The organism is Pseudomonas sp. SJZ074 (assembly GCF_007828215.1).
In the GTDB taxonomy this organism is placed as follows: domain Bacteria; phylum Pseudomonadota; class Gammaproteobacteria; order Pseudomonadales; family Pseudomonadaceae; genus Aquipseudomonas.
In genome coordinates this window covers 114549-136580 of record NZ_VIUE01000012.1, presented here as the reverse complement: position 1 = coordinate 136580, position 22032 = coordinate 114549, and the positions used below count along the sequence as shown (strand labels likewise).

The 22032-nt window shown below is 60.6% G+C and carries 29 protein-coding genes; 24 read left to right on the top strand and 5 right to left on the bottom strand.

The annotated features are described in order from the left end of the window. Positions 1–192: 192 nt before the first annotated feature. The 19 genes from FBX99_RS15060 (at position 193) to recX (ending at position 14530) form a co-directional block, all read left to right on the top strand. Positions 193–777, top strand: coding sequence for a hypothetical protein (locus tag FBX99_RS15060; RefSeq protein WP_144931710.1), 585 nt, complete (start codon positions 193–195; stop codon positions 775–777). After that, positions 774–956: a DUF2635 domain-containing protein gene (locus tag FBX99_RS15055; protein WP_144931712.1), complete on the top strand. Its 183-nt coding sequence runs from the start codon at positions 774–776 to the stop codon at positions 954–956. The genes FBX99_RS15060 and FBX99_RS15055 overlap by 4 nt, the downstream gene beginning before the upstream one ends. Further along, positions 956–2452, top strand: coding sequence for a phage tail sheath subtilisin-like domain-containing protein (locus FBX99_RS15050; protein ID WP_145131890.1), 1497 nt, complete (start codon positions 956–958; stop codon positions 2450–2452). Before FBX99_RS15055 ends, FBX99_RS15050 begins: the two co-directional genes overlap by 1 nt. Before the next feature lie 67 nt (positions 2453–2519). Then, positions 2520–2867 (top strand): phage tail tube protein, encoded by a 348-nt coding sequence (locus tag FBX99_RS15045; protein ID WP_003198314.1) that lies wholly within the window; start codon positions 2520–2522, stop codon positions 2865–2867. Beyond that, a complete protein-coding gene (locus tag FBX99_RS15040; protein WP_145131888.1) occupies positions 2864–3160 on the top strand; it encodes a phage tail assembly protein in 297 nt (98 codons plus the stop codon). Before FBX99_RS15045 ends, FBX99_RS15040 begins: the two co-directional genes overlap by 4 nt. 130 nt (positions 3161–3290) lie before the next feature. Next, positions 3291–4664 carry a phage tail tape measure protein gene (locus FBX99_RS15035; RefSeq protein ID WP_145131886.1) on the top strand — a complete coding sequence of 458 codons (1374 nt, stop codon included), beginning with the start codon at positions 3291–3293 and terminating at the stop codon, positions 4662–4664. Further along, entirely contained in the window at positions 4651–5889 is a 1239-nt protein-coding gene (locus FBX99_RS15030; protein ID WP_145131884.1) for a DNA circularization protein, read from the top strand. Before FBX99_RS15035 ends, FBX99_RS15030 begins: the two co-directional genes overlap by 14 nt. 3 nt (positions 5890–5892) lie before the next feature. Next, positions 5893–6933, top strand: coding sequence for a phage baseplate assembly protein (locus FBX99_RS15025; RefSeq protein ID WP_144931724.1), 1041 nt, complete (start codon positions 5893–5895; stop codon positions 6931–6933). 158 nt (positions 6934–7091) lie between these two features. Continuing rightward, on the top strand, positions 7092–7601 hold the full coding sequence (locus tag FBX99_RS15020; protein ID WP_144928574.1) for a phage baseplate assembly protein V: 510 nt from the start codon (positions 7092–7094) through the stop codon (positions 7599–7601). Further along, on the top strand, positions 7601–7999 hold the full coding sequence (locus FBX99_RS15015; protein ID WP_028237197.1) for a phage GP46 family protein: 399 nt from the start codon (positions 7601–7603) through the stop codon (positions 7997–7999). The genes FBX99_RS15020 and FBX99_RS15015 overlap by 1 nt, the downstream gene beginning before the upstream one ends. Beyond that, entirely contained in the window at positions 7989–9029 is a 1041-nt protein-coding gene (locus FBX99_RS15010) for a baseplate J/gp47 family protein (RefSeq protein WP_144928576.1), read from the top strand. The genes FBX99_RS15015 and FBX99_RS15010 overlap by 11 nt, the downstream gene beginning before the upstream one ends. Then, entirely contained in the window at positions 9017–9616 is a 600-nt protein-coding gene (locus FBX99_RS15005) for a YmfQ family protein (RefSeq protein WP_144928578.1), read from the top strand. Before FBX99_RS15010 ends, FBX99_RS15005 begins: the two co-directional genes overlap by 13 nt. An 11-nt stretch (positions 9617–9627) precedes the next feature. Continuing rightward, the gene (locus FBX99_RS29180; RefSeq protein WP_256662520.1) at positions 9628–10866 is read left to right on the top strand and encodes a hypothetical protein; all 1239 of its coding nucleotides are present in this window, start codon (positions 9628–9630) and stop codon (positions 10864–10866) included. A gap of 9 nt (positions 10867–10875) precedes the next feature. Beyond that, positions 10876–11307, top strand: a complete 432-nt coding sequence (locus tag FBX99_RS14995) for a DUF4376 domain-containing protein (protein ID WP_144928580.1) — start codon at positions 10876–10878, stop codon at positions 11305–11307. 108 nt (positions 11308–11415) lie between these two features. Beyond that, positions 11416–11841 (top strand): cell wall hydrolase, encoded by a 426-nt coding sequence (locus tag FBX99_RS14990; protein WP_144928582.1) that lies wholly within the window; start codon positions 11416–11418, stop codon positions 11839–11841. 59 nt (positions 11842–11900) lie between these two features. Next, entirely contained in the window at positions 11901–12347 is a 447-nt protein-coding gene (locus tag FBX99_RS14985) for a lysis system i-spanin subunit Rz (protein WP_145131891.1), read from the top strand. 70 nt (positions 12348–12417) lie between these two features. Next, complete coding sequence (locus tag FBX99_RS14980) at positions 12418–12918, top strand: CinA family protein (RefSeq protein ID WP_144928584.1); 501 nt, start codon at positions 12418–12420, stop codon at positions 12916–12918. Positions 12919–13001: 83 nt separating this feature from the next. Further along, positions 13002–14054, top strand: coding sequence for a recombinase RecA (recA, locus tag FBX99_RS14975; protein ID WP_047701956.1), 1053 nt, complete (start codon positions 13002–13004; stop codon positions 14052–14054). Positions 14055–14062: 8 nt separating this feature from the next. Further along, positions 14063–14530, top strand: a complete 468-nt coding sequence (recX, locus tag FBX99_RS14970; RefSeq protein WP_144928586.1) for a recombination regulator RecX — start codon at positions 14063–14065, stop codon at positions 14528–14530. Between the two features lie 45 nt (positions 14531–14575). Here the strand turns inward: recX and FBX99_RS14965 are convergent, their stop codons facing one another. Beyond that, entirely contained in the window at positions 14576–15694 is a 1119-nt protein-coding gene (locus tag FBX99_RS14965) for a TIGR00730 family Rossman fold protein (RefSeq protein WP_144928588.1), read from the bottom strand. Positions 15695–15928: 234 nt separating this feature from the next. Between FBX99_RS14965 and FBX99_RS14960 the strand changes: the two genes are divergently transcribed. Continuing rightward, positions 15929–16129 (top strand): hypothetical protein, encoded by a 201-nt coding sequence (locus tag FBX99_RS14960; RefSeq protein WP_024780146.1) that lies wholly within the window; start codon positions 15929–15931, stop codon positions 16127–16129. Between the two features lie 3 nt (positions 16130–16132). Here the strand turns inward: FBX99_RS14960 and FBX99_RS14955 are convergent, their stop codons facing one another. Next, positions 16133–16555, bottom strand: coding sequence for a quorum-sensing-regulated virulence factor family protein (locus tag FBX99_RS14955; protein WP_144928590.1), 423 nt, complete (start codon positions 16553–16555; stop codon positions 16133–16135). 184 nt (positions 16556–16739) lie between these two features. Here FBX99_RS14955 and FBX99_RS14950 point away from each other — a divergent pair, with 184 nt between their 5' ends. The 3 genes from FBX99_RS14950 (at position 16740) to FBX99_RS14940 (ending at position 18748) form a co-directional block, all read left to right on the top strand. Next, positions 16740–17486 carry a tRNA-uridine aminocarboxypropyltransferase gene (locus FBX99_RS14950; RefSeq protein ID WP_144928592.1) on the top strand — a complete coding sequence of 249 codons (747 nt, stop codon included), beginning with the start codon at positions 16740–16742 and terminating at the stop codon, positions 17484–17486. A 174-nt stretch (positions 17487–17660) separates the two neighbouring features. Further along, positions 17661–18314: a response regulator transcription factor ErdR gene (erdR, locus tag FBX99_RS14945; protein ID WP_144928594.1), complete on the top strand. Its 654-nt coding sequence runs from the start codon at positions 17661–17663 to the stop codon at positions 18312–18314. A 71-nt stretch (positions 18315–18385) separates the two neighbouring features. Beyond that, on the top strand, positions 18386–18748 hold the full coding sequence (locus FBX99_RS14940) for a diacylglycerol kinase (protein WP_144928596.1): 363 nt from the start codon (positions 18386–18388) through the stop codon (positions 18746–18748). On the opposite strand, the gene FBX99_RS14935 is transcribed toward FBX99_RS14940, so the two are convergent. Further along, a complete protein-coding gene (locus FBX99_RS14935) occupies positions 18749–19675 on the bottom strand; it encodes a LysR family transcriptional regulator (RefSeq protein WP_144928598.1) in 927 nt (308 codons plus the stop codon). 121 nt (positions 19676–19796) lie between these two features. Between FBX99_RS14935 and fpr the strand changes: the two genes are divergently transcribed. Further along, the gene (gene fpr, locus FBX99_RS14930; RefSeq protein ID WP_003184787.1) at positions 19797–20576 is read left to right on the top strand and encodes a ferredoxin-NADP reductase; all 780 of its coding nucleotides are present in this window, start codon (positions 19797–19799) and stop codon (positions 20574–20576) included. Positions 20577–20782: 206 nt separating this feature from the next. On the opposite strand, the gene tsaA is transcribed toward fpr, so the two are convergent. Together tsaA and FBX99_RS14920 are read right to left on the bottom strand one after the other, a co-directional pair. Next, positions 20783–21481 (bottom strand): tRNA (N6-threonylcarbamoyladenosine(37)-N6)-methyltransferase TrmO, encoded by a 699-nt coding sequence (tsaA, locus tag FBX99_RS14925; protein WP_144928600.1) that lies wholly within the window; start codon positions 21479–21481, stop codon positions 20783–20785. Positions 21482–21549: 68 nt separating this feature from the next. After that, positions 21550–22011 carry a DUF1456 family protein gene (locus tag FBX99_RS14920; RefSeq protein ID WP_144928602.1) on the bottom strand — a complete coding sequence of 154 codons (462 nt, stop codon included), beginning with the start codon at positions 22009–22011 and terminating at the stop codon, positions 21550–21552. Between the last annotated feature and the right edge of the window lie 21 nt (positions 22012–22032).

Genomic DNA, 22032 nt, shown 5'->3' with positions numbered 1-22032 from the left:
CCACAGCATTCGTGAATGACGCAGGACCTCTGTGGGAGCGAGCCTGCTCGCGAAGACGTCGGCACATCCAACATCTATCTCGACTGACCCACCGCTTTCGCGGGCAAGCCCGCTCCCACCCTGGATTGTTGGCGACCACGCCCGCTCCCACAGGGCTTCTGACTTCACTTGCCTATCCCCGGAGCATCCTCCATGAAGACCACGCCGATCCTCACGCAGTTGCGTGAGCAATGCCCGACGCTTGCCAATCGGGTGGCAGCCGGTTTTGACCTGGCCACCCTACAAGCCGAAACCCCGTTACAAACCCCTTGCGCCTATGTCCTCCCGGCAGCCGACCTGGTGGGCAGGAATGCTGCGCAGAACGTCACGCTGCAAACGGTACGCGACCGTTTCGACACGGTGCTGGTGCTCGACACCACCGACCCGACCAAAGCGCTGGATCTACTGCATGACCTGCGCTCCGAGTTGTGGCGGGCGTTGGTGGGGTTCAAGCCCGGTGCCTCTTATACCGGCATCGAATACGACGGCAGCGAACCGGTCTCGGTCTACAGCGGCCGCGCGTTGTTCCGGCTGCGTTTTTTCGCTGAGTGCCAGCTGGGCCGCAATCTGGCAAGCCAGCCTGCCGAAAGCTGGCACGAACGTGAACTGGACGGCTTGTCGTCCTTTACCGGGGCCACTGTGCGGGTCGATGCCATCGACCCGGCGGACCCCAACCTCAAACGTCCTGGCCCCGACGGGCGCCTGGAACTGACTTTCTCTGGAGACGTAACCCCATGAGCAAACGCATCACCGTACTGCCGGCCCCGGGCCGTGTGGTACCGGACCCGGAAGCGGGCGACCTGTTGCCCCTCGAAGGCCGTGACGTGCCGGACAACGCCTGGTGGCGTCGACGTCTGGCCGATGGCGACATCACTACCAAAGCCGTGAAAGCGGCCAAACCACAGGGAGCCCAATAATGGCGATCGGATTCAGCAATATCCCCGCGGACATTCGTGTTCCGTTGTTCTACGCCGAGATGGACAACTCGGCCGCCAATAGCGCGTTGTCGGCCATGCGCCGGTTGATCGTGGCCCAGGTCAACGACAACATTGCCCCGGCGGAAGTCGGCAAGCTGGTGCTGGTCTCTAGCGTCGCCCTGGCCAAAAGCATCGGCGGGCAGGGCTCGATGCTCGCCTCGATGTACGAGACCTGGCGCAAGACCGATCCGCTCGGTGAAATCTGGTGCCTGCCGCTGCACAACGTCGAAGGCGCCATCGCCAAGGGCATGTTGACCCTCACCGGCACTGCCACCGAAAGCGGCGTGCTCAACCTGTACATCGGCGGTGTACGCGTCCAGGCGGCTGTCGTCAACGGTGCCACCGCAGCCCAGGCCGCCACGGCGCTGGCCTTGAAAGTCAACGCGACAGCCGACCTGCCAGTGACCGCTGCAGCCGTCGACGGTGTCGTGACCCTCAGCGCCAAATGGACCGGCGACAGTGGTAACGACATCAGCCTGCAGTTCAATCGCCTGGGCAAGAGTAATGGCGAAGACACTCCAGCGGGCCTGATCACGGCCATCACGTCCATGACCGGTGGCGCTGGCGTGCCGGACCAGACCGCCGCCGTCGCGGCCCTGGGTGACGAGCCGTTCGAATTCATCGCCATGCCGTGGTCCGACCTGTCGAGCCTGAACACCTGGCAAGCGGTCATGGACGACAGCACCGGCCGCTGGTCCTGGGCCAAGCAGTTGTTCGGCCATGTCTACAGCGCCAAGCGCGGCACCATCGGCGCGCTGGTGGCGGCCGGCCAGGCGCGCAACGACCAGCACATGACTATCCAGGCCTTGGAACCTGGCGTGCCGCAACCGTCGTGGGTCCAGGCCGCTGCGCTGGCTGCTCGCACTGCCGTGTTCATCTCGGCCGACGCCAGCCGTCCGACCCAGAGCGGCAGCCTGCCGGGCCTGGATCCGGCGCCGGCCAGCGAACGCTTCACGTTGACCGAGCGCCAGTCGTTGCTCAACTACGGTATCGCGACCACCTATTACGAAGGCGGCTACGTACGCATTCAGCGTTCCATCACCACATATCAGAAAAATACCTTTGGCCAAGCTGACAATTCCTACCTGGACAGCGAAACCATGCACCAGTCGGCGTTCATCGTGCGACGTCTGCAAGGCGTGATCACCAGCAAGTACGGCCGCCACAAACTGGCCTCCGACGGCACCCGTTTCGGCGCCGGTCAGCCGATTGTGACCCCAAGCACGATTCGCGGCGAGCTGATCGCCCAGTACGCCAAGCTCGAGCTGGAAGGTCATGTGGAAAACGCCGAGCTGTTCGCCGAGCACCTGATCGTCGAGCGCGACAGCCAGGATCCGAGCCGGGTCAACGTGCTGTTCCCGCCGGATTACATCAACGGCCTGCGGGTGTTCGCGCTGCTCAACCAGTTCCGTCTGCAGTACGACGCTGCTGCCTGAGTGTTGTGTTTGGACACATGAATTCAGCCCACCCCCGCGTGGGCTTTCTATTTGAAGGAGAAACACCATGGGTCAACTGATTGCAGGCACCTGCTACGTCAAAGTGGACGGCGCTCAACTGACCATCAACGGGGGCTGCGAAGCGCCGCTGATGTTCACCAAACGTGAAACCGTCGTACCGGGTTTCTACAAGGAAACCGACATTGCTCCGTCTTTCAAGGTGACGGCGCTGCACACCGCGGACTTCCCGCTCAAGCAACTGGTGGCCGGCACCGACATGACCGTCACCTGCGAGTTCAACAACGGCAAGGTCTATGTGCTGGCCGGCGCCTACCTGGTGGAAGAGCCGGTGTCCAAGGGCGACGACGCCACCATCGAGCTGAAGTTCGAAGGCATCAAGGGGACCTGGCAATGACCCATGTGGTGACGTTGCGCGTGGCCATCGAGGCCCACGGCGAACCGTTGAACGAACTGACCCTGCGCCGTCCGACGGTGCAGGAAGTCCGGGCGATCAAGGCGCTGCCGTACAAGATCGACAAGAGCGAGGAGGTGAGCCTGGACATGGACGTCGCGGCCAAATACATCGCAGTCTGCGCCGGCATCCCGCCGTCGTCGGTCAACCAGCTGGACCTGGCCGACCTCAACGCGCTGAGCTGGGCCGTCGCGAGTTTTTTCATGAGTGCGGCGTCGCAGCCATCGGCGACCTGATCGCCGCCGCCTATGACCTGGCCTGGTTCTGGAAGGTTGACCCCGAACAGATGATGGCCAGGCCACTGGATGTGCTCCGCGAATCCCTGGAGCACGCGCAACGGATCAATGCGATGCAGCAGGTGCAGTGATGGCAGACACACAAAAGGTAGAGAAAAGGGCGGTGCTGCTGACCGGCATCGACGAGCTGTCGCCCAAGCTCGCGGGCCTTCGGGCGAAGGTCCAGGGCTTCAAGCAGAACCTCGATGCAACCGGCCTCGGCAGCCTGGACATTTCCGGGCTGCTGCCGGACGGCGGTATCGCCAAGCCGTTCATGGAAGGGCTCAGGTCGGCGACTGCGCTCAAGAGCGAAGTCGCCGAGGTGAACGGGGTGACCAGTGCCCTGCAAGCCCCTGAAGCACCTCGGGTGGCGGCACAGAGCCTGGATGGATTGAAGACTTCCATCAGCAATGTGTCGGTGCAGTTCGGCTCGGCGCTAGGGCCGGCGGTCAGCGCGGTGGCGATCGGTTTGCAGCCGATGGTCAACGGCATGACCCAGGTGCTGCAGGACAACCCGCAACTGGTGCAAGGACTGGCCGCCGGTGCCGTGGCGTTCAGCGCGATGCAGACGGCGGTCAGCGGTGCGAGCCAGGCCCTCGAAGTGGTCAGCCTCGCCCTGAAGATGAACCCCATTGGCCTGATCGCCATGGGCATCGCCTTGGCGGCAGGGATGATCATTGCCTACTGGGAACCGATCTCGGCGTTCTTCGCCGGGCTCTGGCAGAGGCTTGCGCCCATCGTTATGCCGATGGCCGAGTTCTTCAAGACGATGTTCGCCTGGTCGCCCCTGGGCTTGATCGTAAGTAACTGGACGCCGCTGACCGGTTTGTTCTCGGCCATCTGGGATCTGCTCAGGGCCTTGACGGTGCCGGTGATGGACGCGCTCCAAGGGCTTTTCAACTGGACGCCGTTGAGCCTGATCATGGCCAACTGGGGCTCCCTTGTGGACGTCTTCGCCGGGATCTGGGAAGGCCTGCACAATCAGGTGTCGATCATGTTGGCGGTGTTCGCCGGGCTGTTCGACTGGTCGCCCATCGACGGTCTCACCAAGCAGTGGGGGCCGGTAAGCGAGTGGTTCAGCCAGTGGTGGGATGAACTGCAGGGAGTGATCGCACCGATCAAGGCGTTCTTCAATGGCGGTTTTGGCGAGGTCATCACCACGTTCACTGGTAAGGTCCAAGGGCTGACCGAAGCGCAACAGAAGACCAACGCCGAAGGCAAAGGTGAACTGGCGCCGGCGCTGTTTGGTAGCGCCGGTGCGTTGCCGCAGACCTCCAGTGCGCTGGTGCAGCAAAGTGCCGCGAACAGCCGGACTCAGCTTGAAGGCGGCCTGACCGTACGCTTCGAAAACGCGCCGGCCGGTTTGCGCGCCGAGCCTGCACAGACCAATCAACCGGGACTGGCGGTGAGTTCGCGCATCGGCTATCGCTCGCTGTCCGCAGGAGGTTCCAATGAGCTGGCGTGATCGTTTGTTGCCGGCGTCGTTCCGTGGCGTCGGGTTCTGGGTCGACCAGGCGAAAACCCCGGTGGGGCACAAGGGCCAGTTGCATGAATACCCGCAGCGCGACCAGCCGTTTTTCGAAGGGCTGGGCCAGCAGGCGAAGATCCATGAACTGACTGCGTTTATCGTCGGTCCCGATTGTCTGGAGCAGCGCGACAAATTGCTCAAGGCGCTGGAACAGGGGAGCGGCGAACTGGTGCACCCGTGGCTGGGACGGATGCAGGTCAAGGTCGGCGAATGCGACATGACCCAGACCCGCCAGGACGGCGGACTGGTCACGTTTGCCCTGAAGTTCTACCCCGACCAGCCATTGCAATTCCCCTCGGCGACGATCAACAGCCAGAAGCTGCTGTTGGTGTCGGCTGACAGTTTCCTGGGCTCGGCGGTGCGGCGTTTCGAAGACGCGATGACCTTGATCAAGGTCGCACGGATCGGCATCGCTGACCTGCGCAACAGTCTCAAGGAAGTCTACGGCGTTATCGAGCAGGAGCTGAAGCCGTTGATCGAGGTCTATGGTCAGCTCAGCGATCTGGCCAAGGCGGTGAAGGAGGTGCCCAAGGAAGTGGTGGCGGAGTTCAAGGGATTGTTGGGGGATATCCGAGAGCTGAAGGACTTTGCCCGTGACCGCTATCGCGGCGTGATTGCCAGCGTGTCGCAACAGGTCGAAGCCATCCGCCAGACGGACGCCCCCAAACTCACTACCGGCAAGGACACCATGGCGGCGGCCCAGGCCGTGGCCGATCTGCTCCAGGACATCCTGCTGGTACAGGCCGCGCAATGGGTTGCGGCGATGCCCGTGGCGGCGCCGGTGGTCAAGCTCGGCGCCACGCCTTCAGTGACGCAGCAGGCCGTGCAACCGATCCAGCGCTGGGACGTGCCAGTGGCCGACGATGTGCTGGTTCTGCGTGATGCCCTTAACGAAGCCATCTGGCAGGCCTCTCTGAAGGCCGACCCGGATCACTACCAGGCACTGAACAACCTGCGTCAGCAAATGGCCGCGCACCTGACAGCGGTGGCGTCATCGGGTGTCCGATTGATCAAACTGTCGTTCAAGCAAAGCCTGCCGGCGCTGGTGGTGGCTTACCAACAATTTGCCGATGCCACCCGGGTGACCGAAGTGATCCAGCGCAACGGTGTGGCCCACCCAGGTTTCCTGCCGCCCAACGACCTGAAAGTCTCGGGGGAGTAAGCCATGAGCGAGTTCGATAACGTCGTCACGCTCACCGTCGGTGGGCTGGACTACGGCGGTTGGAAAAGTGTGGAAATCAGTGCGGACCTGGAGCGTCAGTTCCGCACGTTCAAACTCGACATCACCTGGCAATGGCCGGGGCAGATCCAGGCAGTGCCGATCCGTCCCGGTGATGAATGCCAGGTGCGCATCGGTGCCGACCTGGTGCTCAGTGGCTACGTGTTCAAGGCTCCGGTCAGCTATGACGGGCGCCAGATCACGCTGAGCATCGAAGGGGGGTCCAGAACCCAGGACCTGGTGGATTGCGCGGCGATCAACCGCCCCACCCAATGGCGTGGGCAGACGGTGCTAAGCATCGTTCAGGCCCTGGCATCGCAATACGGCGTGGGGGTCGTCAGCGAGATCCCGGAAACTGCACGGTTGAGCGAACACAGCATCGTGCCGGGAGAAACCGTCTTTCAATCCATCGACCGTTTGCTGACGTTATTCCGGGTGTTTTCCACTGACGACGCCGAAGGCCGCGTGCTGCTGGCCAAACCCGGCGGCGCCGGGCGAGCCAGTGATGTGCTGGAGCTGGGCAAGAACATTCTTTCGGGCAACGCGCCGATGGACTACAGCCAGGTGTTCTCCGAATACCGGGTCATCGGCCAGCACAAGGGAAATGACCAGCAGAGTGGAGCGGCGGTGAGCGAAGTGTCGGGCACCGCCACCGACTTGAGTTTCAAACGCAAGCGGGTGACGGTGATCAGTGAAAGCGCCCAGTTGACCTTCGAGCTGGCCCAGCAACGGGCCGACTGGGAAAGCGCCATCCGCACCGGTCGCGCCCTGACCACCACCTACCGCGTGCAGGGCTGGCGCCAGGCCAATGGCGACTTGTGGCGGCATAACACGCTGGTGCGGGTGATCGACCCGGTGCTGGGGTTCGACGGCGACATGCTGATTTCCAAGGTGACCTACTCGCTGTCCGCCCAAGGCACCGTCACCACCTTGCAAGTCGCTCCGCCCCATACCTTCGACGCGAACCCGGTGCCACCCAGATCCTGAGCCTGACACCGACCCCCTGTGGGAGCGGGATGCCCACAAATCCCCATCCACCACACATCCCTTGTGGGAGCGAGCCTGCTCGCGATGACGGCGGCCCAGCCACCGCCAACCTCGACTGACACTCAGCCCGCCCCAACCCGATTTCCGAAGGAACCCCAATGAGCCTACTGACCCGCCTCCTGGCGCGCGGCACTGTCGTGCTCGCCAACTCGGCCTCCAAGCTTCAATCGCTGCAAATGCGCCTTACCGCCGGCGAGGTGAACGACGACATGGAGCACTTCGAACCCTACGGCTTCACCAGCAACCCGTTGGCCGGCGCCGAGGGCATCGCCACATTCCTGGGTGGTGACCGTTCCCATGCCGTGGTGCTGGTGGTCGCCGACCGCCGCTTTCGCCTCAAGGCCCTGGCCCCCGGCGAAGTGGCGATCTACACCGATGAGGGTGACAGGATTCACTTCAAGCGCGGCCGTGTCATCGACGTCGACACCGCCACCTTGAACATCCGCGCCAGCAGCGCGGTGAACATCGACAGCCCCGTGATCAATCACACCGGCAAGATCGTTTCCCAAGGCGACCAGATCGCCGGCGGCATCAGCCAGATCAAGCACGTGCATGTCGGCGTACAGACCGGCAGCGGCCAGACCGGCGCACCGGCGGGAGGTCAATAATGTTCATCAGCCAGAACCTGCATGCCGCGTTGACCCGCTCGGTACTGATCAGCCTGTTCACCTGGCGCCGCGCAGCTGACGACGATGCCGTCGATGACGAGGAACGTTTCGGCTGGTGGGGCGACACTTTTCCTACGGTCGCCGATGACCGCATCGGCTCGCGGCTATGGTTGCTGCGCCGGGTCAAGCTGACCCGCCAGACCCAACTCGATGCCGAGTTCTATGCCCGCGAAGCCCTGCAATGGCTGATCGACGACGGCCATTGCAGTGCCATCGACATCATCAGCGAACGCCTCGATGCCCAGCGCCTGAACCTGCGCACGGTCCTGACCCTGGCTGACGGCGAGCGCCTGGACATCAATCCCGATAACAGTTGGCAGGTGACCTATGCCGTTTGAAACCCCTTCGCTGCCGGTGCTGATCAAACGCACCCAAAGCGACCTGGCCAGCGATTCGCTGCGCCAGTCCGATGCCCAAGTGTTGGCCCGTACCCTGGGCGGCGCAGCCTATGGCCTATACGGCTATCTGGACTGGATCGCCGAGCAGATCCTGCCGGACAAGGCCGACGAATCCACCCTGGAACGCATCGCCGCCCTGCGCCTGAACCAGGCGCGTAAAGCGGCTCAATTGGCCACTGGCAGCGTCAGCTTCACTGCCACGCCGGGCGCGGTGCTGGATGTCGACACGCTGCTGCAATCCGCCGACGGCCGCGCCTACAAAGTGACCAGCGCCCGCACCACCGGCAATGGATTGAACACCACCACCGTTGCCGCGCTGGACGCCGGCAGCCTGGGCAATGCCGAAGCCGGGCTGGTCCTGACCCCGGTGCAGCCGATCCTGGGCGTCGGCAACAGTTTCACCGTGCTGGCGCCAGGCTTGACCGGCGGCGTCGCCCGGGAAAGCCTCGAATCCCTGCGGGCGAGGGTGATCCGTTCCTACCGCATCATTCCCCACGGTGGCTCGGCCCAGGATTATGAAACCTGGGCCCTGGAATGCGCCGGCATCACCCGCGCCTGGTGCCGCGGCAGCTACCTGGGGCCGGGCACCGTCGGTCTGTTCGTCATGCGTGACGACGATCCGCAGCCGATTCCCAATGCCGAGCAACTGGAGGAGGTCCGGGCCTATATCGAGCCCCTGCGCCCCGTCACCGCCGAGGTGCATGTACTGGCGCCGGTGCAGGTACCGGTGACCTACCGGCTGCGCATCACCCCTGACACCAGCACCGTGCGCGCGGCCGTCGAGGCCCAGTTGCGCGACCTGCACAACCGCGAAGCCGGTCTTGGCGAAACCCTGCTGCTGACCCACATCGCCGAAGCCATCAGTAGCGCCACCGGCGAAACCGACCACAAGCTCAGCGCACCAGTCGCTGATGTCGTCGCCGCCAGTAACCAGTTACTGACGTTCGGAGGTTGCACATGGCTGGAATAAGAACCGCCGAGCAATACCAGGCCCAACTACGGAGCCTGCTGCCCAGCGGCCCGGCATGGGACCCGGAGCGGGTGCCGGAGCTGGAACAGGTGCTGGAAGGCATCGCCCAGGAGTTGGCGCGTGTTGATACGCGTGCGGCTGATTTGCTCAATGAAATGGACCCGGCGGGGGTGAGTGAACTGGTGCCGGATTGGGAGCGGGTGATGAACCTGCCGGACCCCTGCCTGGGGGCCACGCCGCTGTATGACGATCGGAGGTTGGCGGTGCGTCGGCGGTTGTTGGCGGTGGGTAGCCAGACCGCTGCGTACTACGTGGAGATCGCCAGGAGCCAGGGTTATCCCAACGCCAGCGTTACCGAACACAGGGCACCTCGCATGGGTCGTGCGCGTTTTGGAGAGGCCCATTTTGGCACTTGGCAGGCGCAGTTCATGTGGACCCTCAACGCCGGGGGGCGTCTGTCTCTCGGTCGTCGTTTTGGCGCCAGCTACTGGGGAGAGCGTTTTGGCGTTAACCCGGGGTCGGCGTTGGAGTGCCTGATTCATCGCAGTGCACCCGCGCATACGCAGGTGCATATCAATTATGACTAAGGAGTAAATGGATGGATTATCCAAAAAGCGTTCCCAGTGCAGGGTTGGTGAATGGGAAGTTCGTAGATGAAAATCCGATAACGGGAACGCCGGGGTCTTTGATTCCCGCCCAGTGGGGGAATTCCGTTACTGAAGAGGTGTTGAATGTCATTACTTCCGGCGGACTGACGCCGAGCGAAAGCAATAACGCTCAACTTCTTGCAGCAATCAACACGAAAATCACCAATGCAATTCCCGCGTCGCCACCTGATGCCTCACTCACTCAGAAGGGGCTTGTTGAGTTGGCTACGAACGCAGAGACTCAGTCTGGAGCAGACGCCTTGCGTGTGGTCACACCAGCAGCACTCGCATCTCGTACGGCCACGGAGTCCCGTTCCGGCATAGCGGCAATTGGTACTCAGTTGGTGGTCAATGGAGGCGTTGATGATGCAACAATAGTCAGTCCCAAAAAGCTGGCGCAGCGATTGTCCTTTTTTTTGCCGATTGGATATATGTCCGGTTTGCGCATGTGGAATAGCCCTGGCGCCCCGGCAACCGTTATCAACGTAGACCCGGGTGCAGCAAAGTCTTCTGATGACCTTTTCGATATTGTTCTTCCGAGCAACCTGGCTGCCGGTCTTCTGGCGTCTGGAGCTTGGACGTCGGGTTCCGGCAACCAGAAGCTCGACGTAGGCTCTCGCGCTGCGAACACTTGGTATCACTTGTTCCTGATCCGAAAGGCCGCTGACGGGGTAGCCGAACTGTTGTTTTCGCTGAGTGCTACCGCCCCGACACTGCCTGCCGGATACACCGGGTCGCGGCGTATTGGTTCCGTCAAGACAGACAGCACGGGGAATATCATTCCCTTCATAAACGTTGGGCGTCAGTTTTATTTCTCAACACCGATCAAGGACTTTGTCGGATCTGCTCCAGTCTCTACCACCGGTACCCCGGGATCGGTCACGTTGACCCTGTCTGTGCCGCCAGGTGTAAGAACCAAGGTAATGGCCCATGTCGCCATGAGCGGTACTGCTGGATTCGCTTACATGAGACCGACAGATTCCAGTGCTGTAGCAATGGCGCTTGTTAGTGGGACGATCTCTGCTTGGCAGGCAGGCATTGGTGGAAATACAGCGAACGTCGACTACCTTGCGTTCCCCTTTGAGTGCCTGACGGATACAGCCGCAACGGTGATTCTGCAATGGGCCATGGCATCAAGTGATGGCACTGCTTATTACGCAGTATCGACTTTGGGATATACAGAGCTCTAGGAGAAAAGAATGCCTTACGTTCAAAGAAATGACATCGGTGAGATCATAGGTCGCTTTGCTAATGTTCAGCCTGGCAATGCCGAAGAATGGGTTGAATTGGAGGATATACCGGTCGATTGGGTAGCATTGATCGCGGCCGCTCGTTTCGATTATGAGGTTGCAGGCACTCTTATCAATGGTATGAGCATCTCTACCGACCGAACAACGCAGAACAAGTTGTTTGGTGCGGCGCTGCGCGCTGGTCGCAATGCTGACTACGTAATTGATTGGAAATTGTCCGATGGTTCATTCGTGACGTTGACGTCTGCCGCTATCCTCGCGCTGGCGGATGGTGTCTGTGACTATGTGCAAGCTTGTTATGCCCGGGAGGCCGCACTTCTGATTGCATTGAACAATGGTTCATTTACTGAAGCGATGTTAGAAGAGGGCTGGCCCGTATGAGACGGTTTCCAGACGGTGCTCGATTATTTCCTGATGTAAGAGCAGGCAGTCCCAAGCAAAACTCAAAAACGCCGACTAAGTCGGTTTTTTTATGTCCGGAGAAAAGTAATGACGGTTTCTGAGACGGACCGCGATATTGTCGCACGCACGGTTTGGGGCGAGGCACGCGGCGAGGGCTTCGTTGGTCAGATCGCGGTGGCTTGGACGATCCGCAATCGTGTGAAAGATGGCAAAAGCAAGTCGTGGTGGGGAGACGGCTATGTCGATGTCTGCCTGAAGCCGTACCAGTTCAGTTGTTGGAATAAGAATGACCCGAACTATTCGTTCCTGAGCGGCGCGAAGCCTATTCCACCTAAACAGTTTGCCCAGGCCCTGCGGGTGGCGGAGCTGGTGATCTCCGGCGCCGACCCTGACATTACCCAGGGCGCCACCCATTACTACGCGATCACAATGCCGAAGCCGCCGGTCTGGGCCAAGGAGGCCACGCACACGTTGAGCTTGGGCAATCATCTGTTCTTCAAGGACGTTCCGTGAATCCCTTCTCTTTGAGGCTGGCGGTTGTCGGAGTGCTGGTGCTGCTGGTCGCCAGCTCAATGTGGAAAATCCAGGACTGGCGCTATGGGAAGCAGTTGGCGGAACAGGATCGTTTGCACCAGTCTGACCTGGCCGAAATGAGCAGAGCGGCTGCCGACCAAGCCTTGACAGAGCAGGGTAAGCGTGTGGCCCTGGAAGATAGGCTGTCGGTCAGTGAGCAAACACACTATGAGGTAATGACCAATGTGCAGAAGGATCAAGCTCGCCTGCGCGATCGCCTTGCTACTGCCGATGTCCGGCTGTCAGTCCTCCTCGACGCCAACGATGCTCCCGCCGGTTGTGCGCTGCCTGCCGCCTCCGGCGCCGGCGGCGTGGATCATGGCGCCCTACGCGCCCGACTTGACCCGGCGCATGCTCAACGAATTATCGCCATCACCGACGAAGGCGACCGTGGATTGATCGCCTTGCAGGCCTGCCAGGCCTACGCCAAGGCGTTGGGTCAGTAGTCCGTCGAGCCTTGCAAGCGGCGAATGCTCGTGTACGGTAGGCTCCATTGCGTCGAATCAGGAGAGCATCATGGACGACATCACCGAGCTGGCAGCTGAACTGGGCAGGCGCCTGCAACTGCTCAATGCCCACGTGACCACGGCCGAATCCTGCACCGGTGGCGGGATAGCCGAGGCAATTACGCGGATTCCGGGGAGTTCGGCCTGGTTCGAGGCGGGCTACGTGACTTATTCCAATCGCCAGAAAACCCAGCAACTGAATGTGCCGCACGAGCTGTTCGAAAGGGTCGGGGCAGTCAGCCGCGAGGTGGTCGAGGCCATGGCGCGGGGTGCCCAGCAGAAAAGCCTGGCGCGGTTTGCCGTGGCGGTCAGCGGCGTGGCCGGGCCGGACGGTGGCTCGCCGAACAAGCCGGTGGGCACCGTGTGGCTCGCCTGGGGCATTGGCGACAGGGTCGTCAGCGAGCAGCGATTCTTTCCCGGCAACCGCGACGAGGTCCGCCGACAGACGGTGAAGGCCGCGCTAGAGGGGCTGCTGCAACATGCCGCCGTAGAAATCTCAAATCAGGGGTAGGCGATCCCGAATCCCTGTGGAATAATACTGGCTACTTATACAGGTGTTGGCCGCCAGGCCTTATTGATTACGTGAGGACTTTAATGGACGACAACAAGAAGAAAGCCTTGGCTGCGGCCTTGGGTCAGATCGAACGTCAATTCGGCAAGGGTGCCGTAATGCGTATGGGCGATCAGGACCGTCAGGCTATTCCTTCCATCTCCACCGGCTCCCTGGGCCTGGACATTGCGCTCGGCATCGGCGGCTTGCCAAAAGGTCGTATCGTTGAAATCTACGGTCCTGAATCCTCCGGTAAAACCACACTGACGCTGTCGGTGATCGCCCAGGCCCAGAAAGCCGGTGCGACCTGCGCCTTCGTCGACGCCGAACACGCCCTGGACCCTGAGTACGCCGGTAAGCTGGGGGTCAACGTCGACGACCTGTTGGTTTCCCAGCCGGACACCGGCGAGCAGGCCCTGGAAATCACCGACATGCTGGTGCGTTCCAACGCGGTTGACGTGATCATCGTCGACTCCGTGGCAGCGCTGGTGCCAAAAGCGGAAATCGAAGGTGAAATGGGCGACATGCACGTGGGCCTCCAGGCTCGCCTGATGTCCCAGGCCCTGCGCAAGATCACCGGTAACATCAAGAACGCCAACTGCCTGGTAATCTTCATCAACCAGATCCGCATGAAGATCGGCGTGATGTTCGGCAGCCCGGAAACCACCACCGGTGGTAACGCACTGAAGTTCTACGCCTCGGTTCGCCTGGACATCCGCCGTACCGGCGCGGTGAAGGAAGGCGACGAGGTGGTCGGCAGCGAAACCCGCGTCAAGGTCGTGAAGAACAAGGTGGCTTCGCCGTTCCGTCAGGCCGAATTCCAGATTCTTTACGGCAAGGGCATCTACCTCAATGGCGAGATGATCGACCTGGGTGTGTTGCACGGTTTCGTCGAGAAGTCCGGCGCCTGGTATGCCTACAACGGTACCAAGATCGGTCAGGGCAAGGCCAACTCGGCCAAGTTCCTGGCGGACAACCCGGACGTTGCCGCAGCGCTCGAGAAGCAACTGCGTGATAAGTTGCTGAGCCCGGTTGCCGACGTCAAGGCATTGGCCAGCCGCGAAACCGCTGACGACATGGCCGACGTTGATATCTGATCGATTCGATGACCGCCGTACTTGATACCCTCGTCGCGGTGCGGCGAACCGCGATGGACCTGCTCGCCAGACGCGAGCACGGTCGGGTCGAGCTGACGCGAAAGTTGCGTCAGCGCGGCGCTCCCGATGACTTGATCGAAACGGCCCTCGACCGTTTGACGGAAGAGGGCCTGTTATCGGAAAGCCGCTACCTCGAAAGTTTTGTTTCTTATCGTGCCCGCTCCGGCTACGGTCCGCTGCGAATTCGTGAGGAGCTGGGCCAGCGTGGTTTGCAACGTCCGGATATCGAACAGGCTTTGCGTGAAAGTGGTATCGATTGGCAGGACCAGTTGACGGATACCTGGCGTCGAAAGTTCTCCGGGCATTTGCCCAGTGATGCGCGAGAACGAGCCAAGCAGGGACGTTTCCTGGCGTATAGAGGCTATTCCATGGAAATGATCAACCGCTTGTTCAGCGGTCGAGGCCTGGATGATTGAATGAAACGGCCCGCTATTTCGATAGCGGGCCGTTTTTTTATGGGTTCAGGTTACCTTGATGGGGTCCCATGTCAGAGGGTGTACCTCGGTGGAGGGCGCGGCCCAGTTTTCCGGCAGGTTGATGTAGTCCACCAGTTCTCTTAATCGCCCCTGGTTGCGGGCGTTGAAATTGAACGCCAGCCGCGTCAAATGACTGAATCGGGCCTCGTCCTGCTCTTCGCTGCTGTAGCCTTGTTGATAAAAGCAGTCATTCAGGCACAGGTCGGCGAATTCGATCTGTATCCGGGCCATGGCCTGTTCGTTGAGCTTATGGTTCATACGGATCACGAACTGATGCTTGAGCCAGCGGCTGGAGTGGAAGTTGCGGTAGAACTGGTTGATTTCCTCCACGGCGTCTTCAGCGCTGTGCACCAGCCGCATCAGTTTCATGTCGGTGGGCAGGATGTAGCGGTTTTCTTCCAGTTGTTCGTGGATGAAGTCCAGGGCGCTTTGCCAGAACTTGCCCCCAGGCGCATCCAGCAACACCACCGGCACAAGGGGGCTTTTTCCCGTCTGCACCAGTGTCAGGACTTCCAGGGCTTCATCAAGGGTGCCGAAGCCGCCCGGACAGAGCACCAGGGCGTCGGCTTCCTTGACGAAGAACAGTTTGCGCGTGAAGAAAAAGTGGAACGGCAACAGGTTCGGCGTACCCTCGACCGTCGGGTTTGCATGCTGCTCGAAAGGCAGGGTGATGTTGAATCCCAGGCTGTGCTCCCGGCCCGCACCTTCATGGGCGGCGGCCATAATGCCGCCGCCGGCACCGGTGATGACCATCATGTCCGAGCGGGCCAGCGCCGCCCCCAGTTCACGGGCCAAGCCATACAGAGGGTGTTCGATAGGCGTTCGGGCCGAGCCGAAGACGGTGACCTTGCGTCGGCCCTTGAACTGTTCCAGCGTGCGAAATGCATGTTCCAGCTCTCGCAGTGCCTGCAGGGTGATCTTGGCATTCCAGCGGTTGTGATCTTCCTGGGCCATGCGCAGCACGGTCAGGATCATGTCGCGGTAGATGGGAAGGTTCGGGCTGTCAGGCGATACCAGGTTGAGTTGCTCTTCGACCTTGCGGGTGAGGTCGTGGCCATGGTTCTCAAAATGACGACTGAGCTGGTCATTCGGTTTATAAGGCATTCAGCTACTCCTTCTTCCTTCTGAATCCTAGACCCTCGCGTTGATCTTCGCTGCCCTGATCATGGCCCTCGAAAGTGACAGTTGGCAACAAGCAGTGAACGACCCACCGCTCGTCTGAATACCGGCCGGGTACGTGCCGCTCTGGTTTACTGATAACAGGCGTGCCATGCAATTCGATGCCCACGGCTGGGCCACGCGATGGATTGAGGTAGATCGGGCAAGGAGGCGGGAAAGATGACCAGGGTGACTCTGGAACTCGACAGGCAGTTGTATCTGGCGCTGTTGGAAGCGGCTCAGGCGAATCGGGTCAGTCTCGAGGAAGAATGTTGCCGCCGTCTGGAAGGCCGGGCCTGGCGCTCGCGCTATCTACAGGCACTGGTGGCAGAACTGCGCGCCGACGATGAGCAGCGGCGCGACAGCGGCCTGTGTGGCTAATGATTATTTCTTGGTCTTGGCCGGTTTCGGGCAATCCGATTCCTGGAAACGTTCGGTGGCCACCGGGCGATTGGTCTTCACCTCGGTGAACTCGTAGCGCATGGTTGCGCCCTTGGCCATCAGTTTGCGGAAACCCGGGTTGGTACAGACCCTGGCACCCAACTGGAAATACACAGCCTTGGGGTCAGCGCGCATTTGCTGGGCATGACTGCTTTGCACACTGAGGTGATTGATCAACTCGGTGCCTTCGACGGTATAGCCCTGGTCGAGAATGTCTTCGTTGATTGCCCGCGGGGTGCCTATGCTGCTTTGCGCGGCGACGTTCTGCAGCATCTTGTTCAGTTCGAGTTCTTTCAGCGAGGCAGCCTGGGCGCTGAAGGACGTAGCCAGCAGAACGGCAACGGTAGGGACGATAAGGCGCAGCATGAAACTCTCCTGGTTCAGTGACGGCTATTTCGACCGGTCACGTGACTGTGCGTTCAGTGGCGGCAAATTATAGGGGAGGCCGGGTGGACGGTACAGGTTTGCGCGCTCTGGTAGACTGCCGGCCTTTATTGCCCTGCCGAGTGTCGTTCGTGTCGAGTTCTTTTGTTCGTCGGCGTTGCCCACGATGAATCATGCCCCTAACGCTGTAGCCCGCTTGCGCGATCAGCGCATCGATGAGGGCATCAAGCCGCTACAGGCCCGTGGCTGGCGTGCGCCCCGATGCAACGCCTGTCGGGTGATCGAAAGCCACTGCCTGTGCGCCTGGCGTCCGAGCGTCGAAACCCGCTCCGGGGTTTGCCTGATCATGACCAACAAGGAAGTGTTCAAGCCGAGCAACACCGGCTGGCTGATCGCCGATGTGGTGCGTGACAACCATGCCTTCATCTGGTCGCGCACCGAAGTCGATCCGCGATTGCTGGCGCTGCTCGACGACCCGCAATGGCAACCCTACCTGGTATTCCCCGGGGAATATGTCGAGCCGTCGCGAGTCACCCAGACGGTGGACCTGGATCGTTCCAGGCGACCACTGTTCATTTTGCTGGATGCAACCTGGACGGAGGCGCGCAAGATCTTTCGCAAGAGTCCGTATTTCGATCGCTTGCCGATCCTCAGCCTGCAGCCCGACAAGCTGTCGCGCTACCGTTTGCGCCGTTCGACCCGCAGCGAACATTTGTGCACCGCCGAAGTGGCGGCGTTGTGTCTTGAGTTGGCTGGGGACACTGACGCCGCGTCGGCTCTGGACGCTTATTTCGATGTATTCAGCCAGCATTACCTGGGTGCCAAGCGGCAGCAGGAAATGGATGTGTCGACACCGGCTCACGCCGAGCTGCAACCCTTCATCCGCGTGCCCCAAGCAGCATCGGCCCAATAGTGGCGCATACTCAAGACAGTGATGGCCTTGCAGCTTGACCGCCCCGGCTTCGCTGGGCATGCTTGGCGCCGACCAGGGAGCGGCCGAAGTTCGAAACGCTGCGCGGTGTCTTGAGTTGTTTTGGCGAGGCGCGATTGCATCGGGTCCCCCCATAAAAACAGGATCATTTGAAAAATGGCCACATACGAAATCCTGATCGCCGATGACCATCCGCTCTTTCGCAGCGCGTTGCATCAGGCAGTGACCCTGGGCCTTGGCCCGGCTGTCCGGCTGACGGAGGTGGCCAGTATTGCGGAGCTGGAGACCCGGTTGACCGAAAAGGCCGACTGGGACCTCGTCCTGCTGGACCTGAACATGCCTGGCGCGTATGGTTTTTCCGGGCTTGTGCTGTTGCGGGGGCAGTATCCGCAGATTCCGGTGGTGATGGTGTCCGCTCAGGAAGAGGCCTCGGTGATGGTCAAGGCCCGGGAGTTCGGCGCCAGTGGGTTCATACCCAAGTCGAGTTCCCTGGAGATGATTCAGCAGGCCGTGAAAAAAGTCCTGGATGGCGACGCCGCCTGGCCGCCCCAGGCGTTCGAAGCGGTGAGCGTGTCCGAGGAGGCCAAGGCGGCCAGCGAAGGCCTGGCCAGTCTCACGCCGCAGCAGTTCCGGGTATTGACCATGGTCTGCGAAGGCTTGTTGAACAAGCAGATCGCCTATGAATTGAACGTGTCGGAAGCCACTATCAAGGCCCACGTGACGGCGATTTTTCGTAAATTGAATGTGCGTACCCGGACCCAGGCGGCCTTGTTGCTGCAACAACTTGAGTCAATTTCACCGCAGTCATAGCGCATTTATTCACGCTTTTTTGACTAGGGTTGGATTAGCTTTCCCACTTCTTTCAATCAGTTGCCCATTCTATGTCTCCTTTTAAAGGCCAAACCGGTCTGAAACGCATCCTGAATGCTTCCGGCTACTCCCTGGATGGCCTGCGTGCCGCCTTCAACGGCGAAGCGGCATTCCGTCAACTGGTGCTGCTCAATGTCATCCTCATTCCGCTGTCGTTCTTCCTGAATGTCAGCCGTGTCGAGCAGGCGCTGCTGATTGCGGTCTGCCTGCTGGCGTTGATCGTGGAGCTGCTGAACTCGGCAGTGGAGGCGGCCATCGACCGCATTTCCCTGGAGCTGCATCCCTTGTCGAAAAACGCCAAGGACATGGGCAGTGCCGCCCAGCTTGTCGCCTTGACCATGATTGCCCTGGTGTGGGGGCTCGTACTTCTTTAATCAGGCAATAGTCGGCAGCACGATTTCATCGCTGCGCTGTGCCCCGGCGGTGAATGCCCGACACAGCTCGAGGAATTCGCGCATCGCCGAGGTCTGGTATTTCTGCTTGTGCCAGATGAAATAGAATTGCCGCGCCAGGTCCATGTCTGGCGTTTCCACCGGCACCAGGCTGCCGCGCCGGAATGCATCGCGCAATGCCAGGCGTGAGATGCAGCCAATCCCCAGGCCGGATTCCACGGCTCGCTTGATGGCTTCGGTGTGTTCCAGCTCCAGGCGGATGTTCAGCGCGCTGCGGTGGTGGCGCATGGCTTGATCGAACGTCAGACGGGTGCCGGAGCCCTGTTCCCGCAGGATCCATGCCTCGTGCGTCAATTCCTCCATGGTCGTCTGACCACGCTTGGCCAGCGGGTGCTGGGGGGCGCAGAACACCACCAGCTCATCCTCGACCCAGCTCTGTACCTCGATGTCCGGGTGGCTGCAATCGCCCTCGATCAGACCCAGATCAATTTCATAATGGGCGACCTGGTGCACGATATTGGCAGTATTCTGCACATGCAGCTTCACCTGGCTTTCCGGATGGCGCTGCATGAAGCCGCCGATCAGCAGAGTCGCCAGGTAATTGCCGATGGTCAGGGTCGCGCCGACCGCCAGTGAGCCGAAGCCGGACTTGCCGTTGAGCAGGTCTTCGATCTCCTTGGCCTGGTCCAGCAGCGCCACGGCCTGGGGTAGCAGCTGTTTGCCCAGGGCATTGAGGCTCAGGCGCTTGCCGGCGCGGTCGAACAACTGGCAGCTGGATTGCCGTTCCAGTTCGGTAATGGAAGTGCTGGCGGCCGATTGCGACAGATTGAGCTGGCCTGCAGCACGAGAGACGCTCTCTTGCTGGGCGACGGCGACGAAGACCTGGAGTTGACGTAGAGTAAATCGCATATCGATATAACCGATAACCCTTATCTTAATAATTCAGTTAACAGATATTGTCGTCGCCATTAGAATGCGATGCAAATGCGCATATAACGACGCAGGCACTATTCCCAGGAGTCCCACGTACATGAGCAACATGAACCACGAGCGTGTCCTCAGTGTTCATCACTGGAACGACACTCTGTTCAGCTTCAAGTGCACCCGCGATCCGGGCCTGCGCTTCGAGAACGGTCAGTTCGTGATGATCGGCCTGCAACAGCCCAATGGTCGCCCGCTCATGCGTGCCTACTCGATCGCCAGCCCGAACTGGGAAGAGCATCTCGAATTCTTCAGCATCAAGGTGCCTGATGGTCCGTTGACTTCCCAGTTGCAACATCTGAAGGAAGGCGACGAGATCATCATCAGCAAGAAACCTACCGGCACCCTGGTGCTGGACGATCTCAAGCCGGGCAAACATCTGTACCTGCTCAGCACCGGTACCGGCCTGGCGCCGTTCATGAGCGTCATCCAGGATCCGGAAACCTACGAGCGTTTCGAAAAAGTGATCCTGTGCCACGGCGTGCGTTACGTCAATGAAGTCGCCTACCGCGAATTCATCACCGAGCATCTGCCACAGAACGAGTTCTTCGGCGAGGCGCTGCGCGACAAGCTGATCTACTACCCGACCGTGACGCGTGAGCCGTTCGAGAATGAAGGCCGCCTGACCGACCTGATGCGCAGCGGCAAGCTGTTCCGCGACATCGGTCTGCCGCCGATCAACCCGCAGGACGATCGCGCCATGCTGTGTGGCAGCCCGAGCATGCTGGATGAAACCAGCGAAGTGCTCAACAGCTTCGGCCTGACCGTTTCTCCGCGTATGCGCGAGCCGGGTGACTACCTGATCGAGCGGGCGTTCGTAGAGAAGTAATTGAAGTATTTGTGCTGGCCGGCAGGCCGCCATCGCGAGCAGGCTCGCTCCCACAGGGTTCTGTGTTGATTCATATCTCAAGAACAACCCTGGACCCTCTGTGGGAGCGAGCCTGCTCGCGATGAAAGCGACTAGGTCCAACTGAAAGCACCAAAAAAGCCCGCGTTGCCTGATAAAGGCAACGCGGGCTTTTTCATTTCTGCCGGTTATTGCCGGACGGGAATGACCTCCAGCACCCGGATCAACCCCGGTTGCGGGTAATGCCAACGGACATCCAGGTCCCAGAACTGCGCACCATATTCCCGTTCTGCTGTAGGAGCCTGGTACGCCGGGCGTGGATCTTGAGCCAGACATTGTTCGATCAGTTCCACCAAGGGTTCCTCCAGGCGCATGGCGTGGTCTCGCGCCTGAAGCAGCGCTGAGTCCGTCCATTGCACCGGAATCAACTCAGGTGCCGCGCTGGCGATGTGATTGGTCGCCGAGCCGATGATGTCGGCGTAGGGCACATAGGGCTTGACGTCCAGCACCGGCGTGCCGTCCAGCAGGTCGATGCCGGAGAGCCACAGCCGACCGGCTTCGAGCCGTTCCAGCTTCACCACGGATTGGCCGATGCCGTTGGGGCGATGGGTGGCGCGGGTGGCAAACACCCCCATGGACCTGTTGCCGCCCAGGCGCGGCGGGCGCACCTTCAATCGGGGCTTGTCTTCCAGGGTCTGGTGAAACAGGAACAACAGCCAGACGTGACTGACGTGCTCCAGGCCCTGCACCGCATCGCCCTGATCGAACGGCGCCACCAGCTCCAGCACACCCCGTGCGGCTGGGGCCAGCTGCGGTTGGCGAGGGATGGCGAACTTCTCCTTGAAGCAGGAGCGGACGAAGCCGATGGGGGACACGTTGTAGGTCATTGCAGCCTCAAGCCTCAAGCTTCAAGCTGCAAGTGAAAAGCTTGTCGCTTGAGGCTTATAACTGTGGTTTAAGCTCTGACGCGCAGCGTCAGCCCCTTGAGAAAGTTGCGCAGCAACTGGTCGCCACACGGACGGTAGTTGGTGTGGCCGAACTTGCGAAACAGGGCGCTCAGTTCCGGTTTGGACACCGGGAACTCGGCGGCCTTGAGGATCGCATGCAGATCGTCCTCCTTCAGCTCGAAGGCCACCCTCAGCTTCTTGAGGATGATGTTGTTGGTTACCGGTACTTCGATGGGTTGTGGCGGGCGACTTTCGTCCTTGCCACGCTTGAAGATCACCAGGCCATCGAGAAAGTGCGCCATGACCTCGTCAGGGCAGAACACAAAACCTTCTTCTTCATCCTTCTTGAGATAACCCGCCAGGTCCGCGAGGGACACTTCCAGGCCGCCCAGCTTGATGATCTCGATGACTTTCTTGTCGCTGATGTCGAGCATGTAGCGCACGCTGCGCAGTACGTCGTTGTGAATCATGTGTGCAATCCTGATCGATCG

Bases quoted from the DNA above. Each gene is read 5' to 3' on its own strand.
- FBX99_RS15060 (WP_144931710.1), top strand. From the start codon at position 193: ATGAAGACCACGCCGATCCTCACGCAGTTGCGTGAGCAATGCCCGACG.
- FBX99_RS15055 (WP_144931712.1), top strand. From the start codon at position 774: ATGAGCAAACGCATCACCGTACTGCCGGCCCCGGGCCGTGTGGTACCG.
- FBX99_RS15050 (WP_145131890.1), top strand. From the start codon at position 956: ATGGCGATCGGATTCAGCAATATCCCCGCGGACATTCGTGTTCCGTTG.
- FBX99_RS15045 (WP_003198314.1), top strand. From the start codon at position 2,520: ATGGGTCAACTGATTGCAGGCACCTGCTACGTCAAAGTGGACGGCGCT.
- FBX99_RS15040 (WP_145131888.1), top strand. From the start codon at position 2,864: ATGACCCATGTGGTGACGTTGCGCGTGGCCATCGAGGCCCACGGCGAA.
- FBX99_RS15035 (WP_145131886.1), top strand. From the start codon at position 3,291: ATGGCAGACACACAAAAGGTAGAGAAAAGGGCGGTGCTGCTGACCGGC.
- FBX99_RS15030 (WP_145131884.1), top strand. From the start codon at position 4,651: ATGAGCTGGCGTGATCGTTTGTTGCCGGCGTCGTTCCGTGGCGTCGGG.
- FBX99_RS15025 (WP_144931724.1), top strand. From the start codon at position 5,893: ATGAGCGAGTTCGATAACGTCGTCACGCTCACCGTCGGTGGGCTGGAC.
- FBX99_RS15020 (WP_144928574.1), top strand. From the start codon at position 7,092: ATGAGCCTACTGACCCGCCTCCTGGCGCGCGGCACTGTCGTGCTCGCC.
- FBX99_RS15015 (WP_028237197.1), top strand. From the start codon at position 7,601: ATGTTCATCAGCCAGAACCTGCATGCCGCGTTGACCCGCTCGGTACTG.
- FBX99_RS15010 (WP_144928576.1), top strand. From the start codon at position 7,989: ATGCCGTTTGAAACCCCTTCGCTGCCGGTGCTGATCAAACGCACCCAA.
- FBX99_RS15005 (WP_144928578.1), top strand. From the start codon at position 9,017: ATGGCTGGAATAAGAACCGCCGAGCAATACCAGGCCCAACTACGGAGC.
- FBX99_RS29180 (WP_256662520.1), top strand. From the start codon at position 9,628: ATGGATTATCCAAAAAGCGTTCCCAGTGCAGGGTTGGTGAATGGGAAG.
- FBX99_RS14995 (WP_144928580.1), top strand. From the start codon at position 10,876: ATGCCTTACGTTCAAAGAAATGACATCGGTGAGATCATAGGTCGCTTT.
- FBX99_RS14990 (WP_144928582.1), top strand. From the start codon at position 11,416: ATGACGGTTTCTGAGACGGACCGCGATATTGTCGCACGCACGGTTTGG.
- FBX99_RS14985 (WP_145131891.1), top strand. From the start codon at position 11,901: ATGTGGAAAATCCAGGACTGGCGCTATGGGAAGCAGTTGGCGGAACAG.
- FBX99_RS14980 (WP_144928584.1), top strand. From the start codon at position 12,418: ATGGACGACATCACCGAGCTGGCAGCTGAACTGGGCAGGCGCCTGCAA.
- recA (WP_047701956.1), top strand. From the start codon at position 13,002: ATGGACGACAACAAGAAGAAAGCCTTGGCTGCGGCCTTGGGTCAGATC.
- recX (WP_144928586.1), top strand. From the start codon at position 14,063: ATGACCGCCGTACTTGATACCCTCGTCGCGGTGCGGCGAACCGCGATG.
- FBX99_RS14965 (WP_144928588.1), bottom strand. From the start codon at position 15,694: ATGCCTTATAAACCGAATGACCAGCTCAGTCGTCATTTTGAGAACCAT.
- FBX99_RS14960 (WP_024780146.1), top strand. From the start codon at position 15,929: ATGACCAGGGTGACTCTGGAACTCGACAGGCAGTTGTATCTGGCGCTG.
- FBX99_RS14955 (WP_144928590.1), bottom strand. From the start codon at position 16,555: ATGCTGCGCCTTATCGTCCCTACCGTTGCCGTTCTGCTGGCTACGTCC.
- FBX99_RS14950 (WP_144928592.1), top strand. From the start codon at position 16,740: ATGAATCATGCCCCTAACGCTGTAGCCCGCTTGCGCGATCAGCGCATC.
- erdR (WP_144928594.1), top strand. From the start codon at position 17,661: ATGGCCACATACGAAATCCTGATCGCCGATGACCATCCGCTCTTTCGC.
- FBX99_RS14940 (WP_144928596.1), top strand. From the start codon at position 18,386: ATGTCTCCTTTTAAAGGCCAAACCGGTCTGAAACGCATCCTGAATGCT.
- FBX99_RS14935 (WP_144928598.1), bottom strand. From the start codon at position 19,675: ATGCGATTTACTCTACGTCAACTCCAGGTCTTCGTCGCCGTCGCCCAG.
- fpr (WP_003184787.1), top strand. From the start codon at position 19,797: ATGAGCAACATGAACCACGAGCGTGTCCTCAGTGTTCATCACTGGAAC.
- tsaA (WP_144928600.1), bottom strand. From the start codon at position 21,481: ATGACCTACAACGTGTCCCCCATCGGCTTCGTCCGCTCCTGCTTCAAG.
- FBX99_RS14920 (WP_144928602.1), bottom strand. From the start codon at position 22,011: ATGATTCACAACGACGTACTGCGCAGCGTGCGCTACATGCTCGACATC.